13 protein-coding genes and 2 pseudogenes are annotated in these 16,765 nt (G+C 62.6%); 7 read left to right on the top strand and 8 right to left on the bottom strand.

Annotation, left to right across the window (positions count from 1 at the left end):
- Genes K3557_RS13315 through K3557_RS13305 form a run of 3 tightly spaced genes read right to left on the bottom strand, consistent with a single transcriptional unit; the run spans position 1 to position 3,009 of the window.
- A complete protein-coding gene (locus tag K3557_RS13315) occupies positions 1 to 882 on the bottom strand; it encodes a helix-turn-helix transcriptional regulator (RefSeq protein ID WP_259994463.1) in 882 nt (293 codons plus the stop codon).
- A gap of 49 nt (positions 883 to 931) precedes the next feature.
- Complete coding sequence (locus K3557_RS13310; protein ID WP_259994460.1) at positions 932 to 1,993, bottom strand: agmatine/peptidylarginine deiminase; 1,062 nt, start codon at positions 1,991 to 1,993, stop codon at positions 932 to 934.
- Positions 1,990 to 3,009, bottom strand: coding sequence for an agmatine/peptidylarginine deiminase (locus K3557_RS13305; RefSeq protein WP_259994459.1), 1,020 nt, complete (start codon positions 3,007 to 3,009; stop codon positions 1,990 to 1,992). The genes K3557_RS13310 and K3557_RS13305 overlap by 4 nt, the downstream gene beginning before the upstream one ends.
- Before the next feature lie 100 nt (positions 3,010 to 3,109).
- Here K3557_RS13305 and K3557_RS13300 point away from each other — a divergent pair, with 100 nt between their 5' ends.
- Positions 3,110 to 3,991, top strand: coding sequence for a LysR substrate-binding domain-containing protein (locus K3557_RS13300; protein WP_259994458.1), 882 nt, complete (start codon positions 3,110 to 3,112; stop codon positions 3,989 to 3,991).
- Here the strand turns inward: K3557_RS13300 and K3557_RS13295 are convergent.
- Together K3557_RS13295 and K3557_RS13290 are read right to left on the bottom strand one after the other, a co-directional pair.
- A complete protein-coding gene (locus K3557_RS13295) occupies positions 3,988 to 5,031 on the bottom strand; it encodes an ABC transporter ATP-binding protein (protein ID WP_259994457.1) in 1,044 nt (347 codons plus the stop codon). The genes K3557_RS13300 and K3557_RS13295 overlap by 4 nt on opposite strands.
- Complete coding sequence (locus K3557_RS13290; protein ID WP_259994456.1) at positions 5,028 to 6,017, bottom strand: ABC transporter ATP-binding protein; 990 nt, start codon at positions 6,015 to 6,017, stop codon at positions 5,028 to 5,030. Before K3557_RS13290 ends, K3557_RS13295 begins: the two co-directional genes overlap by 4 nt.
- Positions 6,018 to 6,233: 216 nt before the next feature.
- Between K3557_RS13290 and K3557_RS13285 the strand changes: the two genes are divergently transcribed.
- The 4 genes from K3557_RS13285 to K3557_RS13270 are packed head-to-tail and all read left to right on the top strand — an operon-like array spanning position 6,234 to position 10,963.
- A complete protein-coding gene (locus K3557_RS13285; RefSeq protein ID WP_259994454.1) occupies positions 6,234 to 7,889 on the top strand; it encodes an ABC transporter substrate-binding protein in 1,656 nt (551 codons plus the stop codon).
- An 11-nt stretch (positions 7,890 to 7,900) separates the two neighbouring features.
- Positions 7,901 to 8,908 (top strand): ABC transporter permease, encoded by a 1,008-nt coding sequence (locus K3557_RS13280; protein ID WP_259990548.1) that lies wholly within the window; start codon positions 7,901 to 7,903, stop codon positions 8,906 to 8,908.
- Positions 8,905 to 9,834 carry an ABC transporter permease gene (locus tag K3557_RS13275; RefSeq protein WP_259994452.1) on the top strand — a complete coding sequence of 310 codons (930 nt, stop codon included), beginning with the start codon at positions 8,905 to 8,907 and terminating at the stop codon, positions 9,832 to 9,834. The genes K3557_RS13280 and K3557_RS13275 overlap by 4 nt, the downstream gene beginning before the upstream one ends.
- 16 nt (positions 9,835 to 9,850) lie before the next feature.
- On the top strand, positions 9,851 to 10,963 hold the full coding sequence (locus tag K3557_RS13270) for an agmatine/peptidylarginine deiminase (RefSeq protein WP_259994449.1): 1,113 nt from the start codon (positions 9,851 to 9,853) through the stop codon (positions 10,961 to 10,963).
- Positions 10,964 to 11,000: 37 nt separating this feature from the next.
- Here K3557_RS13270 and K3557_RS13265 read toward each other — a convergent pair whose 3' ends face one another.
- From K3557_RS13265 to K3557_RS13255, 3 genes are read right to left on the bottom strand one after another with little or no spacing between them, the layout of a single operon-like run.
- The gene (locus K3557_RS13265) at positions 11,001 to 11,462 is read right to left on the bottom strand and encodes a GNAT family N-acetyltransferase (protein WP_259994448.1); all 462 of its coding nucleotides are present in this window, start codon (positions 11,460 to 11,462) and stop codon (positions 11,001 to 11,003) included.
- Complete coding sequence (gene aguB / locus K3557_RS13260) at positions 11,459 to 12,340, bottom strand: N-carbamoylputrescine amidase (RefSeq protein WP_259994447.1); 882 nt, start codon at positions 12,338 to 12,340, stop codon at positions 11,459 to 11,461. Before aguB ends, K3557_RS13265 begins: the two co-directional genes overlap by 4 nt.
- Positions 12,328 to 13,716: an aminotransferase gene (locus K3557_RS13255; protein ID WP_259994446.1), complete on the bottom strand. Its 1,389-nt coding sequence runs from the start codon at positions 13,714 to 13,716 to the stop codon at positions 12,328 to 12,330. Before K3557_RS13255 ends, aguB begins: the two co-directional genes overlap by 13 nt.
- A 534-nt stretch (positions 13,717 to 14,250) precedes the next feature.
- Here K3557_RS13255 and K3557_RS13250 point away from each other — a divergent pair.
- Together K3557_RS13250 and K3557_RS13245 are read left to right on the top strand one after the other, a co-directional pair.
- Positions 14,251 to 15,198 (top strand): annotated as a pseudogene (locus tag K3557_RS13250) (tyrosine-type recombinase/integrase).
- A gap of 13 nt (positions 15,199 to 15,211) precedes the next feature.
- Positions 15,212 to 16,490 (top strand): annotated as a pseudogene (locus tag K3557_RS13245) (IS91 family transposase).
- Positions 16,491 to 16,765: the final 275 nt, after the last annotated feature.

Genomic DNA, 16,765 nt, shown 5'->3' with positions numbered 1-16,765 from the left:
TCAGAGCTGCCCGCTCACCGGCCTGTCGAGGTAGCTGAGCGGGTCACCGGTTGCATTGGCTGGGGCCCGGGTCAATGCCTCAAGAAACAGCGAGAAAAGTTCGCCCTGCGAGGTGATACCCAGCTTGTTGTGAATACGCTTGCGGTGGACCTTGACCGTTTCCGGGCTGTTGCCCAGCTCGCGTGCAATCGACTTCGAGGAATGCCCCTTCAGGATCAGCTGCACGATTTCGACCTCACGCCCGCTCAGCATCGAGGTGGCGAACCGGTCAAAGGACTTTTTCAGATGCAGCCCCATGCGGCCGCTGCCGGCCAGAGAATTGGGGTCCAGCGCAGGCCAATGGCGGCGGCACAGCGCCGCAATGCAGGGCAGCAGCCCGGCAAGCGCGGCCCTTTGATCCGGACCAAACTGGAAGCCTTCCTCCCTGCTGCCCAGCGAGATCACCGCGGCAGCGCCGCTCCCGAAGGCGACGAACACGCTGGTTTCGTCAAACAGACCGGTGTCTGCATAGAAGGTCTGGTAGTATTCTGACGACATGAAATCATCAGGCGCGCATTCGCCAAGCGTGACCACGCGGTCCCCGATCCCCTGTTGGAAGAGATTGTAAAAAGGGTCGAGGAAATAGGCGAAATCCAGATAGGGCTTGATCGTCGCAGCGCTGTATTCATCCGACAGGTTGTCGAACAGCTCCATCGGCGGGTGATCCGGGAAAAAGGCTGCAATGAAGGTGCTGTCATATCCTGATGCCGATTGGCACAGGTCTGCGAGGGCGGCCAGGAACCCGTCCTGCCCGGCAAGCTTGATGGCCCGGGCTAGGCCTGCAAGGCAGCCTGACTCACCAGTTCTGTTGGAGCTTTGCATCATCGTCCTTGCGTCAAACATCGTGATTCCCAACGTTCATATCAGAAAATCCTTGACCGCCTGTTGGCATCTAGGCCGGCTGCTGCTGTGTCATGCAGTGGATGCCGCCGCCGGCATGGCAGATCCCGCGCATATCCACCGCCAGGATCTCGCGGTTGGGGAAAGCCTTGGCGAAGATTTCCAGCGCTGCCGCATCAGTGGGCGTTCCGAAGGATGGGACCACCACGCCGCCGTTTGCGATATAGGCGTTCACATAAGACAGGGCCGTCGTGTCGGTTTCGGGTTCGACCATATAGGCCTCGTCGATCAGCCCGATCTCGATCTCCCGGCCATCGGCATCGGTCTGGCCGCGCAGGGCTTTCAGGTTTTCCTCACAGACCCTGTGGCGCGGGTTTGCCGGGTCCGGGTTGCGTTCGAACAGCAGCTTGCCCGGCGCTGTGAAGGTCAGCATACCGTCGATATGGCCGTCGGTGATCCATTCCTCCTCGTCGCCCGGCAGCCAGATGACCTTGCGGGCGCCGATGGCATGGAACAGTTCGCGTTCCACATCCGCCTTGGTCATGCCCGGATTACGGTTGGGATTGAGAAAGCAGGTCTCCGTCGTGATGACGGTGCCGCGGCCATCCACATGCAAGCCGCCGCCTTCGCCGGTCAAGGGGGACTGGAACAGCGGCAGGTTGAGGTGGCGTACCAGTGCGGCACCGATGCCTGCATCAAGCTCGTAGTCCGGAAACTTTTCGCCCCAGCAGTTGAAAATCAGATTGGACCCGATGGTCCGCCCGTTGCCATCGTTCACGAACAGCGGGCCGGTGTCGCGGAACCAGTGGTCATTCTGCGCCAGCGGTACGACATCGGCCTGAGGCGGCAGCAGACGGCGCGCAAAGCTTGCGTGATCGGGGTGCGCGGCCACCCGGACCGGCTCAAACCTTAAGATCGCAGTTGCGACCCGCACAAAGTTCTCCTGCGCGGCAGCCAGGCCGCTGCCCCAGTTGTCTTCGTGGCCGTCCCAAGGCCAGGCCATCCAGCAGGCGGTATGATGCGCAGTTTCGATCGGCATGACAAAGCCCAGTTCTCCGGGGCTTTTGCCGCTGGCAAGGGCTGCGGTCAGGTCTGTTGAGGTAAGCATGTTCATGCTGCGGGCTCCTGCTGGGTAATACAATGGATGCCGCCGCCGCCAATGGCGATGGCAGGGATTGGCACTTGCGCCACCCGGCGGCCGGGGAAGAGTTCTTCGAAGGTTTCGCGCACCAGCCCGTCTTCGCGGATTCCATACTCCGGCATCACCACACCGCCGTTGCAGATGTAGGAATTGACGTAGGAGCGGCAGAACCGCGGGTCGTCCGAGACCGCGCTGGCGGCATCGGGGATCTTCACCAGCCTGAGGCTGCGGCCCTTGGCGTCGGTCTGGTCTTCCATCGCGCTGATATTGGCCAGATTGATAGCGTGCCAGTCGTGATCTGCCCGGCCTTCCGCCTCGATCAGCACCACGCCCGGCGCGACAAAGGTTGCGATGCCGTCGACATGGCCGTCGGTTTCGGTTTCTTCCACGTTGCCGGGCAGCCAGATCACCTTGTCACCGCCGAGCATGGCTTTCAGCTCTTCCTCGATGCGGTCGCGGTTCCAGCCGGGATTGCGGTTGGCATTGGGAAAGCAGCTCTCGGTGGTCAGGATGGTGCCTTCGCCATCGACAGAGACGCCGCCGCCTTCGGCGATCAGACCGGAGTGGAAGATAGGCACACCGGCGGCGTTCAGAATCGCATCCGCAGCGGCATTATCGCCATCAAACGGCTGGTATTTGCCGCCCCAGGCGTTGAAGCCAAAGGACACGCCGGCGCGGCCACCCTTGCCATCGGTCAGAAAACAGGGGCCGGCATCGCGTGCCCAGCTGTCGTCGATCGGGCTGGTAAGGACATCGATATCAGACCCCAGCAGCGACTTTGCTTCCGCCGCATCTTCGGGGCGGACCAGCATGGTCAGCGGTTCGAATTCGCGGATGGCGCGGGCCACGGCGGCGTAGTTGCGGCGGGTCTCTTCCATATCGGGCCAGAACCCTTCCCGCGTCGGCCACATCATCCAGGTGCGCTGGTGCGGCGCCCATTCAGCGGGCATGCGGAAGCCCGCGGATTTTGGTGTTTGCTGGTCGGACATGGAGGGCTCCATCATGCAGGAAATGTTGTCCGAACAGTCTAAATGTGAGCATATGTAATGCACAAACGCGGAATTCTACGGGTTAGGATGAGAGATTTTAATGAATAACCCCTATCGCCCCTTACCGCCGCTGGGCGCCCTGATCGGTTTCGAAGCTGCGGCCCGGCTCGGCAGCTTCTCGCTGGCAGCGGAAGAGCTGAACATGACGCAATCGGCAGTGTCGCATCAGATCCGGACGCTGGAGACTCATCTGCAGCAGCCGCTGTTCCTGCGCATCAGCCGGCGGGTGGAACTGACAGACGCCGGCCGCGACCTGATGGTCTCTGCCCAGGAGGCGCTGGAGACGGTGCGGCTGGGGGTACGGCGGCTGGACGCCTATTCCAAGCCCGGTTCTGTGGTCATCCACATGCCGCCTGCTTTCGGGGCGCTCTGGCTGGCGCCCCGGCTGACGCGGTTGCGCGGCAGCCATCCCGATGTGGACCCTTGGCTTTATACAGGCAGCCACGACGTCGATCTCACCGAATCCGAATTTGACATCACGCTGACAACAGAGGCGCCGGCCGGCGAAGGCTTTGCCGCGGCGCCTTTCTTGCGCGAGGAACGCATTGCGCTGGCGGGCCCCGGTCTGGCGGCGGATTTTCAGAACCGCATGGGTGAGGCCCCCCTGATCCATGACGAACACCCCGATGACTGGCAGAACTGGTTCCTGGCCGTCGGACTGGAGCGGGCGGATTGCGCCAAGGGGCTGAACTTCTCCGATACCGCGCTGGCAGTTGATGCCGCCACGCGCGGGCTGGGGATGTGCCTGTGTGACAGGACGCTGGCGCAGCCGCTGGTGCGCGCGGGCAAGCTGCAGGTGCTAAGTCCTGTCAGCCTGCGCGGCGGCGGCCAATACCGCCTTGTGACGCTGGAACGCAATCTGAAGCGCACTGCGGTCCGGGCGTTATGGGATTGGATGCTGGCGGAAACCGGTGGCAGTTAGCGGCAGCCTGCTGCAGGGGGCGGTGCCGGTCTGGCCGCCTCATCCGGGAAAAAGCAGGCCGACTGGCGTCCACCCGCCCGCGTTTCCAGCTGCGGCACTTCGGTCCGGCAGCGGGCCGGGCAGCCCTTCTGCTCATACAGCCAGCAGCGAGTGTGGAAAGGGCAGCCGGCGGGGATGGCGGCATGCGAGGGGACGTCGCCGGACAGCACAATCGGCGCGGCCTGCGCCCGGTTCCTGGCCTTGACCCGCGGCGCCGCCGACAACAGGGCCGTTGTATAGGGATGCGCAGGGGCGGCGGTCATCTGTTTTGACGGACCGATCTCGACAATCCGGCCCAGATACATCACCGCAATACGCTGGCACAGGTGCCGCACCACCGACAAATCATGGCTGATAAACAGCATCGCCATGTTCTGTTCGGCGCGCAAATCGTCCAGCAGATTCAGGATCTGCGCCTGCACCGATACATCCAGGGCACTGACTGGCTCGTCTGCGATGATCACCGGCGGATCATTGGCAATCGCCCTTGCGATGGCGATGCGCTGGCGCTGACCGCCGCTGAACTGCTGGGGATAGCGTGCCGCATGGTCCGGGCTCAGCCCGACGCGCCGCAGCAGCGCCCGGACGCGGGACTGGAGCTCAGGGCCCGAGGCGGTTTTCTGGATCCTGAACGGTTCCGACAGAATGCGTCCGATGGTCTTTCTGGGATGCAGCGAGGCATAGGGATCCTGGAACACCATCTGAACCCGCCGCGCGAGAGTGAGCCGCTCCGGTAAACAGGAAGGATCAATATGCTGCCCGTTGACTTGAATGCCGCCTGCAGAGGTTCCGGTGAGGCCGACGATGGCCTTGCCCAGCGTGGTCTTGCCGCTGCCGGATTCACCAATCAGGCCCAGCACCTCGCCCTGCCGGATCTCCAAGGTTACATCGCTGAGCGCCTTGAAAGTTGCGGGTTTCTCAAACAGTGCCCGGCTGCCGGAGGTACGGAATTCGACGGCAAGATTGCTGATCTTAAGCGCGGGGGACGGTGTCGGCCTCATGCGGTTTCCTTTGACTGCAAAGGGTTGGCGTGCAGCAGGCAGGCGACCTTATGCGCCTGCTGCGGCATTGCAACGGGGTGCGGTTCAACCAGGGCGCAGGTGTCAAATGCTGCCGGACAGCGGTCGCGGAAAGCGCAGCCCGAGGGCCGCTGCCAGATCGCCGGCGGGGTTCCTGGAATGGGCGTCAGCCGGGCGTGCTCGCCGTCCATTGACGGATGCGCCCCCAGCAATCCTTGCGTATAGGGATGCTGCGGGTTTTCCAGTACCTCAGCGGTGGGTCCGCGCTCCACGCCGCGCCCCGAATAAAGCACGATCACCTCATCGGCCATTCCGGCGACCACCCCCAGATCGTGGGTGATCAGCACCAGCGCCATGTTCAGATCCTGTGAGAGTTTTTTGAGGAGCTGCAGGATCTGCGCCTGGATCGTCAGATCAAGCGCGGTGGTCGGCTCGTCTGCGATCAGCAGCTTGGGCTCAAAGACAATGGCCATGGCGATCATGACGCGCTGGCGCTGGCCGCCGCTCAACTGATGCGGATAGCGGGCCATCATGCCTTCGGGGTCCGGCATTCCGACCCGTGCCAGCGCCTCGATGGCCTTGCGGCGGGCCTCGGCTCTGGTCAGGCGCCGGTGCGCCTGCAGGCATTCCACAATCTGATCGCCGATCCGCATCACCGGGTTCAGGCTGCTCATCGGGTCCTGGAAGATCATCGCAATGCCGGTGCCCTGCAGTTTGCGGAACTCCGCTGCGGAGAGCTGTGCCAGATCGGCGCCATCGAAAAGGATCTGCCCGGAGACCTGCAAAGGCCCACCTGCCAGCAGCCCCATAATGGCCATCGCCGCAGTGCTTTTGCCGGAGCCGCTTTCCCCCACAATGCCCAGGCATTTGCCCCTTGCAAGGCGCAGACTAAGGGGGGCGACAATTGCTGCCGTCCGATCGCCTGCCTTGATGCTTACTTTCAGATCCGTGACGTCCAATAGTGCCATGGCGCGCGCAACATCCTTTTTTGCCAGGGTGTCCCCCGGCACACAGAGAGAACCGGGGTATTGCAAATTACTATAGCCCATCCGCTTCAGGTGGCTGTGCCCCATAGGTGGTATCGACAGGAACAGCCCTATTTTGGGAGTTTAAGAGCAAGGAAACGGTAAGCGGCTCCCTGATTGGCCGAGGCGCAGATTTCCTGACAACATAGGGAGCTGAACATGAGCCATCCGCGCAAACGCCCGAACACACCGCAATTCCAACTGCCGCGCCGGTCCTTTCTGGCCGGCAGCTGTGCCTTTGCCGCGTTGGCGGCGGCGCCGGGTACGGTGGCCTGGGCTGCCGGTTCTGCGAGTCCGCCCAGCCTTGGCGCCCGCGACCCCAATGCCCTGGTGGTGCTGGTGGATGCAACGGTCGAAAACCTTGACCCGGCGACCAATATCGAATGGGCCTATGGGCTGCGCCCGGTCTATGAAACGCTGACCGTGCTGGACGGCACCGATACGCTGAAGGCGGCGCCGGCGCTGGCGACCTCCTGGGAGGCCAGCGAAGACGCCAGCAGCTGGACCTTTACCCTGGCCGAGCGGGTGATGTTCCACGATGGCACTCCCTGCGATGCCGCAGCGGTGAAAAAAGCGGTCACCCGTCTGGTGCTGCATCCCGCCGGGCTGGCCGGCACCTGGCAGTTGGATGACCCGGACAGCCAGATCGTGGTGGTGGATGCCAAAACCATCCGCTTTGACCTGGGCGAGCCGCGCCCGTTCTTCGACCGTCAGGTGTCCTCGCAATACGGCTTCTGGATCGCCAGCCCCACCGCGGCCGAGGCGCATTCCAAGGGCGATGATGACATGGGGTCGCAATACCTGCAGACCAATCCGGTGGGCACCGGTCCTTACATGCTGGAAAGCCTCAACCCCGGTCAGGATGCAACCTTTGCCGCCAATACAGATTTCCGCGGCGGCTGGGACCATCCGCATTTCAACCGGGTGATCACCAAGACCATTCCGGTCTCCGCCACCCGCCGCCAGCTGCTGGAAACCGGCGAAGCCGATATGACCCTGGCAATGGAACCCGAGGATATGGTGGTGCTGCGCGATGATCCGCGGTTTGCGGTAAGCGATACACCAACCTTCACCGTGCAATATGTGGCCTTTGCCACCGATGGAAAACTGGCCGACCCGCGCGCCCGCCAGGCGCTCTGCCACGCCTTTGACCATCACACCTATATCGAGGAAGTGGCGCTGGGCACCGCTGACAAACCTACCTCGGTGTTTCCATCGCTGATGCAGGGCATGGATGGCCAGGACCGGCTGCTGCCGTTTGACCTGGACAAGGCCCGCGCGCTGCTGGGTGAGGCCGGGATTGCCGGAGGCACCGAGCTGACAATGGCCTATTACTCCGGTTTCGGGGACATCGAAGGCCAATTGCTGCAAGCCTGGCTGTCCGAGATCGGGATCAGCCTCAAACTGCAGGAAATGTCCTTCTCCGCTTATCTCGACGTATTCTTTGGTGAGGGCAGCGCCGAGGAGCGCCCGGACCTGTTCTATTTCTCCTGGTGGCCGAATGTGGATCATCCCTACAGCTTTGCCTGGGGGCTGTTCAGCGGCGATGCGGCAACCTTCGACGGCAATACCGGGCGTTACGGCAACGCCGAGGCGACGGCGCTGATCGACGAGCTGCGCAATCAGGTGATAAATGACGAAATGGCGGTCAAGTTCCAGCGCCTTGCCGGCATACTGACAAATGAAGACCCGGCCTGGCTGCCCATTCTGCAGGAGCGGTCGCAGTTTGTATCGCGCAGCGACATTGCCGGGGTGGAGAACAACCCGGTCTATGTGGCGACGCTTGATATGTACAACCTGTCGCGCACGTCATGAGGGGTGTCTGAATGCTGCGTTTCATTCTCAGGCGAACAGCAGCCACCCTGGTGCTGATGACAGGTGTTGTGCTGATGACTTTTGCGCTCGCCCGGCTGCTGCCGGGCGATCCCGCGCGCCTGATCGCCGGCGCCCGTGCCAATGCCGAGGCGGTGGCCGCGGTGCGCGAGCGGCTAGGCCTGGATGACCCGGTCACCACGCAATTCGCGGCCTATGTGGGCAATGTCCTGAACGGCGATTTCGGGCGCTCGGTTGTTACCCGGCGGCCGATCTCCGAGGACATCCAGGCCTTTTTCCCTGCAACGCTGGAACTCGTCATTGCGGCGGGGCTGATCTCATTGGTGCTGGGGGTGCTGCTGGGCACTTTGGCCGCGGTCAAAAGCGGCCGGCCCGCGGATGCCGGCGTGCGCAGCGTGGCGGTTCTGGGCCTGTCGGTGCCCGACTTCTGGATTGCGCTGGTCTTTCAGATGATCTTCTTTGCCACTCTGGGGCTGGTGCCCTTTGGCGGGCGGCTTGGCACCGGGATTGCAGCGCCCGAGTTTGTCACCGGCTTCATGACCATCGACAGCCTGATTGCGGGCCGGTTCGACCTGTTCACCGACGCGCTGCACCATATGATCCTGCCGGTTGCTGTGCTGGCGATCCCGTCGATGGCGATCACCATCCGGGTGGTGCGGACCTCGCTTCTGGAGGTGCTGTCGCAGGATTTCATCCGCACCGCGCGCGCCAAGGGGATTTCGCCGGTCCGGGTCTATTTCAAACATGCGCTTGGCAATGCGCTGCTGCCGATCGTCACCATCTTCGGGCTGAACACCGGGCTGCTGATTTCCGGCGCCGTGTTCATCGAGCTGATCTTCGACTGGCCGGGGCTGGGCCGCTACACCGCCAATGCCATCTCCGCCTCCGACTATAACGCCATCATGGCCATCACCCTGGTGGTGTCGATGGCCTATACCCTGATCAACTTCCTGGTTGATCTGAGCTATTCCTTCCTCGACCCGCGGGTGGATCTGACATGAGCGCCGAAACCTCCTTGCCCCCGTCACGCACCCGCCTGCCAAAAAACCTGGGCCGCATCATCCGCCCGGTTGCCGGTTTTGCCGGATCATCGGGCCAGGCTGCTCTGGCGGTGGCAATCGTCACCCTGGTTGTGACGATTTCGATCCTGGCCTTTGGCGCCTATGTGATGGACACGCATATCACCGCCTTTGATCCGCTGAAGATGAACATCCGGGCGCGGCTTGATCCGCCCTCGGCGGAGCATTGGATGGGCACCGACAAGATCGGCCGGGACATGCTGTCGCGGGTGGTGGCCGGGTCCTGGATCTCGCTGTCGGTGTCATTCGCGGTACTGGCCGTTGCCGCAGTAATCGGCACCAGCTTCGGGCTGATCGCGGGGTACGCCGGCGGGCTGGCGGATGAGATCCTGATGCGGGTGACCGACCTTTTCCTGGCATTCCCTGCGCTGATCCTGGCGGCGGCAATTGCCGCCAGCTTTGGCGGCGGGATGCTGTCTACCACCATTGCCCTGTCAGCAGTTTTCTGGCCCTGGTACGCCCGGTTGATCCGCAGCCGCATCCTGTCGCTGAAAGAGCAGGAGTTCATTGCCGCCGCCCGCTGCATGGGCGCCTCGCACCTGCGGCTGATCTTCTCGGACCTGCTGCCGATGGTCTGGCCCTTGGTGATCGTCCAGGCCACAACTGACGTCGGATTTGTGATCCTGGCGGCATCCGGACTGTCGTTCCTTGGGCTGGGTGCGCAGCCGCCAACGCCGGAATGGGGCGCGATGATCTTTGACAGCCTCACTCACCAGCCGGCCTCTTGGTGGTTGGCGGTGTTCCCCGGTGGCGCAATTGCCCTGGTTGCAATCGGCTTCAACCTGCTGGGCGACAGCTTGCGAGACCACCTCGATCCGTCACTCGGCGCGTCCGAAGCCGGCATCTAAAATAGGAAATCCCGATATGAACCGACGCAACTTTCTCGCCTCCGGGGCGGCAGCGCTCTCTGGCGCGCTGACAGCAGGCCCTGCCGCCGCCGCCCGGTCCGTGAACTACGCCAAGACCGGGGCCGAAATCATTCCCGGCAGCGCGGCCGCGGACGGCTTTGCCTTCCCCGCCGAATGGAAGAAGCACGCGCAAACGCTGATGCAGTTTCCGCCGCCGCAGAACTGGTACCCGAACCAGCTGAACGCAGCCCGCAAGGAATGGGCGGACGTGGCCAACACCGTCGCGGAGTATGAACCGGTCACTATGGCGGTGCGGCGGCGCGACATGGTTGCTGCAAAGAAGCTGCTGTCATCGGAAATCACCCTGATCGAAATGCCGCTGAACGATGCCTGGTCGCGCGACAGCGGGCCGATGATTGTGCAGAACGCGCAAGGCGCGCGCCGGATTACCGGCTACACTTTCAACGGCTGGGGCCGCAAGTTCCCGCCCTACAAACACGACACGCTGGCAAAAGGCCGGTTTGCGGCACATCTGGGCCTGCCGATGTATACGTCCGATCTGGTGCTGGAAGGCGGCGCAGTGGCGGTGGACGGGCAAGGCACCCTGCTGACAACCGAGGAATGCCTGCTGCACAAGAACCGCAATCCAGGCTGGAGCAAAGCCCAGGTGGAAGAAGAGCTTAAAGCCGGTCTGGGCGTGCAGAAGGTGATCTGGCTGCCCCGCGGCCTCACCCCGGACCCGATCACCGACGGGCACGTGGACGGCATGGCAGCCTTTGCCGCACCGGGCGTCGTGCTGCTGCATACCACCGATGACCGCTCCGACCCTAACTACCGGATCACCCAGGATGCCAAGCACATCCTGCAGCAGGAAACCGACGTCCACGGGCGGCGCTTCGAGATTATTGAGATCCCGCTGACCAGCTATGACGTTGTTCACATGAACTTTTACATCTGCAATGGCGCTGTCATCGTTCCGGTGTCCGGCAGGAAAGGCGAGGATGACCAGCCGCTCGCTATCCTGCGCGAGGCCTTCCCGGGCCGGCGCGTCGTAGGCGTTTCAGGCCGTATGATCGGCGGTGGCGGCGGCGGGGTGCATTGTATCACCCAGCAGGTGCCCGCGGTTTGAGAGCAAAAAAGAAGGGGCCAATTGCTTGGCCCCTTTTTCAGTTGCGGGAGAGGGGCTTGTCATATTTCACGAAAGGCGTCAGCGTGGCCATCTGATCGTAGAGTCTGCGTGCCGTGTGATTGAATTCCTGCGTGTGCCAGTAGAGGTCAGAAGCACCTTCGGCTTTGGCCCGCCTTGCCACTTCATCGATCAAAGCCCGCCCGGCGCCGGCTCCACGCGCCTGCGGATCGACAAACAAGTCCTGCAGGTAGCAGGTGTCCTCCACCGACCACATGTCGCGGTGCAGCAAATAATGGGCGAGTCCAACGGCTTCGCCATTCAGTTCGGCAATCAGACCGCGGTACTCCCGCGCATCCGCCGACAGCAGTCTTGCAAAGCTGCTGTCATAGATGGCCGCCGGCAGCGTAGCCTTGTAAAAAGTAAGATAACCGGTCCACAGCCGGTCCCAGCTTTCACGGTCGCGTTGTTCAATCACCCGGATCGTCAGCATTTTTGTCATCGCATAGTTCCTGTTTTGCCGTCCAAGGTGCGCAGGGTGCCGTACATATGCGGCCTGCGGTCCCGGAACACCCCCCAGGCGCTGCGGTAACGCGCGGCGGCATCCAGGTCGACAGTTGCCGTGATGAAGGTTTCCTCCGTGCGGTTGGCGTCCGCCAGGATCTCGCCGGTGTGGCCCGCGATAAAAGAGGTGCCGTAAAAGATGCCGGCGGTTTCGCCCTCCTGTTCGGTGCCCACGCGGTTGGACGCCACCACCGGGATCATGTTTGCCGCGGCGTGGCCCTGCATCGTGCGCCGCCAATGGCCGCTGCTGTCCAATTCGGGGTTCTTCGGTTCGGTGCCGATGGCGGTCGGGAACAGCAGCACCTCAGCCCCCTGCAGCGCCAAGCAGCGGGCGGTTTCCGGAAACCACTGGTCCCAGCAGATGCCGCAGCCGATCCGGCCAAAGCGGGTTTCAACCACCTGAAAGCCGCTGTCGCCCGGCGAGAAATAGAACTTCTCCTGGTACCCCGGCGCCTGCGGGATGTGGGTCTTGCGGTAGTTGGTCAGGATCGTCCCGTCAGCATCGGCGATGGCCAGCGAGTTGTAGCGCGCCAGCCCTGCCTCCTCGTAATAGGAGATTGGCAGCACTACTCCCAGTTTCCGGGCCAGCAACGCAAAATGCGACACCACCCGGCTTTGCTCGAGCGGCCGGGCGAGCTGCAGGTGGTCTAGTGACTGTTCGAGACAGAAATAGGGCGTTTCGAACAGCTCCTGCAGCAGGATAACCTGGGCCCCTGCTTCGGCGGCATTGTTCACCAGCGCCTCAGCCTTGGCGATGTTTTCGTCGATGTCCCAGCTGCAGGCCATCTGGGTTGCAGCAAGCGTTATCTGTCGCATGCATTCACTCCTGGCTCGGTGAAGTCTTTGATTGAGCCGGCAACAGCCCCGATCAGCTGGTCGCATTGGTCCTTGCTGATGATCAGCGGCGGCGACAGGACGAGCCGGTCGCCAACCGGGCGCACGATGACGCCACGCTCCATGCAGCCCTTGAACACCTTACCGGCTGCTTGCTCGGACAGATCGAGCGGGGCCTTGCTTGCCTTGTCGGCAACCAGATCGATGCCCAGCATCAGATGGCTGCCGCGCACATCGCCCACAATCGGCAGGTTGAGCAAGGACTGGGCGCTTTCCTGAAAATAGCGGCCAACCGTCCGCACATGATCCAGAATGCCTTCGCGCTCGATGATCTCGATATTCTTGAGCGCCGCGGCGCAGGCCACGGGATGCCCGAAATAGGTCAGCCCCATCGAGAACACCCCGCCCTCACACTGCGGCCTGGCAATGGTGCCGTAAATCTCATCCGAGATCAGCGTTGCCCCCAGCGGGATATAACCCGAGGTCAGCCCCTTGGCGCAGACCAGGATGTCCGGCGTATAGCCATACAGCGTTTCCGAGGTGAACCACTCCCCCAGACGGCCAAAACCGGTGACCACCTCATCAGCGATATAGAGCATGCCGTGGCGCTTGCAGACTTCATACATGCGTTTGTGGTATCCCGCGGGCGCAACCAGCACACCGCCGGCGCCCATGATCGGTTCGGCGATGAAAGCGGCCACATTGTCCGGGCCCAGCTGCTGAATGCGGGCTTCGAACTCGCGCACCAAGTGGTCGCAATAGTCCGCATCGCTCCAGCCCTCCGGCTTGGCATAGAGATTGGCTTCGGAAACGTGGCTGATGAACTCCTCACCAATCCGGTCGAAGCCGTATTTGGTGCCATGGATGCCGGTGAGCGAGGCCGCCACATAGGTTGCGCCGTGATAACCGTTCTGCCGGGAGATTATCTTTTTCTTCCGGTGCTGGCCCTTCATGTCAAAGTAATAGTGGACCAGCCGGATCGCGGCATCATTGGCGGTGGAGCCGCCGCAAGTGTAATAGATGTGGTTCAGATCCCCCGGCGTCAGCTCCGCCAGCTTGGCGCCCAGCTGGGCCGCCGGCACATTGGTGCTGTGCCCGAACGGGTTGTAATACTGCATGTCCATCACCTGTTTGGCGATGGTCTCGGCCATCTCCTCGCGGCCATGGCCGATGTTCACGCACCACAGCCCGGCAATGCCGTCCAGCAGCCGGTTGCCCTCGGTATCGATGACATGCATGCCCTGGGCACGCTCGATGACATGGCTGCCCTCTTCGGCAAAGGCGGCAAAATCCGTGTAGGGGTGCAGAAGATGGGCGCGGTCCTGTGCCCATGCGGTCTGCGGTTCGGGAACACTCATCTGGGCTCTCCTGAATGTGGCGGGGTTTTCATTGCTGGGTTCCAGCTTCTTCCAGGTTGCCGTCCGGGCACAGTCCCCCGCAGTGGGTATTGGCAACCTGGTTGCCATCCAAGGAACATGGCCATCACCAATGTCACGCCGGTCCGCCATGCCTCTGCCTGATAACCCGCGCCGTGCGGTATTTCCGGATTGAGAGTGTCCGGAAGCTGCGAGAGATGAAGCTGTTAATCATGGTCGTGCAGCATAGATGCAGCGTCTGAGACGAACTGGAGCTTTACCGGGCCGCACCGCAGGATTGAGGTAGGCGGCAATCAGGAAATAGTGCCGATCTTACTGCGGACAACGTCGGCTTCGCGTGCTTCGCACCAGTTAATGCGCTGCGCAGCATCGGTCACATTGGGCTCGAGGACTAAGCCGCTCTCGCGGCAATGGCGCTTGTTTCTGCTGTAGCGCGCGCACCTGAATGTGTTCGGATTTTGCGATGTGACTGACCTGCCTGACGATTGAGGTTTCTCAATCGGACAGGAGGGTCCCATGACACAGGAGAAGATGAGCCCGCTGCGTGCGCGGATGATCGAAGATATGCGCATTCGCGGGATGGCGGAGACATCGCAGAAGGCGCATATCCGGGCGCTGAAGGATTTCACTGCGTTTCTGGGGCGGTCGCCAAATACGGCGACACCGGATGAGTTGCGCGCCTATCAACTTCACATGACCGACACGGAGGTCACGCCTTCGGTCTACAACGCCCGGATTACGGCGCTGCGCGTTTCTGGGGCTTTCGCCGCCCCACCGGGGCGACGGTCCCCTCCAACTCTTCGGCATGACCTGTGACCGGGAGGAAAGTGCAGGCGGAGTAGAAAATGATCCGGGGGATCATTTTCCCGCCAAACGAAGTACATGCAGTTCCGCACCGAGCCACGGAAGCTGCCGATTGTGCTGAGCTTCGAGGAGGTCTCTGCGGTATTAGCCTCGGCACCGGGGCCGGGTCTTAAATACCGCGCTGCGCTTGGGATCGGCTATGGTGCAGGTTTGCGCGCCTCCGAGGTAAGCAATCTCAAGGTGCGAGACATCGACAGCGACCGGATGCTGATCCATGTTGAGCGCGGCAAGGGCGGCAAAGATCGCGACGTGATGCTGTCGCCGTCGTTGCTGGAGCTGCTGCGGGACTACTGGCGCGAGGCACGTCCTCAGGGATGGTTATTCCCCGGCCAGAGCCGGGTTGAGCCCATGTCGCCCCGATCCTTGAATCGGGCCTTCAACTCGGCCAAGCGCATGGCTGGGATCAAGAAGCCTGCCACGCTGCACTCGCTCAGGCATAGCTTTGCCACGCATCTGCTGGAGGCCGATACGGACGTGCGGGTGATCCAGGTGCTCCTCGGCCACGCCAAGCTGACCACGACGGCGCGATACACCCACGTGGCGACCAAGACGTTGCGCAATGTCGCCAGCCCGTATGAACATATGCGAGATGTGACCTGACGGAGCGATTGGCGTGCCACGGCACGCGCTGGAGATTGCGGACATCTTCAGGTCTCATGGCCCCGCTTTCAGGCGGGCCAATGAGGGGCATGTCAGCCTGAGCCAGCTCAAGGTGATGTCCACTGCCCGGCAGGGTCTTGCAAAGCAAGATCCCGAGAGGGGGCGATCGAGGCCTGCCGAACGGAGGCGCTCGGCGGACATGTGGCGGCCTGTACCAAGTGTGGACACCAGCATATCGCGTACAACAGCTGCAAGAACCGGCATTGTCCCAAATGCCAGGGACCGGCCGCGCGCGACTGGATGGCGGCGCGGGCAGATGACCTGCTGCCTGTGGAGTATTTCCATGTGGTGTTCACGCTCCCGGCCGAGATCGCCCGCATCGCCTACTGGAACAAGCGGGCGGTTTATGGACTGCTGTTCCGCGCTTCTGCGGAAACAGTGATGACTATCGCCGCCGATCCCAAGCGCCTCGGTGCTCGTGTCGGAATGACCAGCGTGCTTCATACCTGGGGATCAGCGATGACGCACCATCCCCACATCCACATGATCGTCCCAGGTGGCGGGCTCTCGCTGGACGGCACCCGTTGGATTGGCTGCAAACCAGGGTTCCTCCTGCATGTGCGGGTGTTGTCGCGTCTGTTTCGGCGGCTGTTCCTTGAGGGCCTGAGCAACTTACACCGCGCCGGGCGGCTCTCCTTCTTCGGCGACCTCGCCGGATTGACCGACGCCAGCGCTTTCGCAGCCTGGCTGGCACCGCTGCGCAAGGCCGAATGGGTGGTCTATGCCAAACCGCCCTTCGGCGGACCAGAGGCGGTGCTGGCCTATCTCAGCCGATACACCCACCGGGTGGCGATCTCGAACAGCCGCCTGATCAGCGCCGATGCCGACACCGTGGCTTTCCGCTGGAAAGATTACCGCATCAAGCGCGGCGACAGGATGAAGGTTATGCGCCTGTCCACGGGCGAGTTCATCCGCCGGTTCCTGATCCATGTGCTCCCCCCTCTCGGCAGATTTGGCGCCGCCAAATCGCCTGCCGGGCAATGGATGGCTTCCACCGCATCCGGCACTACGGCTTGTTGGCAAGTGCCGCCCGCAAGACCAGCATCGCGAAGATCCGCACGTTGCTGGGCGCGGAAACGACCAGGCAGGAACACGCACCCTCGGTCGAGATCGTCCCGCTCACCCTGCGAGAGCCATGCCCCGATTGCGGCGGGCCGATGCGCATCGTGGAGACTTTCCGGCGCGGCGAGGTTCCGCAATCTCGCGCTCCACCGAGGAAACAGGCCGCATGACCGAGTGCCCGATCATCCCATCCACCGCTCACCGGTTGCTTCAGCAACACCGGCCGAGCCCGCCCGTCAGGAGCGGTCCGGAAAGTTGCAAGGACGGCGCAAAACGGCTTCGATCTGGATCAAATCCAGGTCAAACCCTCTGGCCGAAACTGGAATCGGTGGCCCTCATCCTCCGAGCGGGCGCATCCCTACCAGTCACAAGCTCAGCGGACAGCACTCTTTCCCCATAGGCCGCAACCAGACCCCGCGGCTTCCTCCCTGAGAGGTTTGTCAAC

Source organism: Leisingera sp. M523, assembly GCF_025141335.1.
Lineage (GTDB): Bacteria > Pseudomonadota > Alphaproteobacteria > Rhodobacterales > Rhodobacteraceae > Leisingera.
The sequence above is the reverse complement of the archived record's forward strand: the minus strand, read 5'-3'. Positions and strand labels throughout refer to the sequence as shown.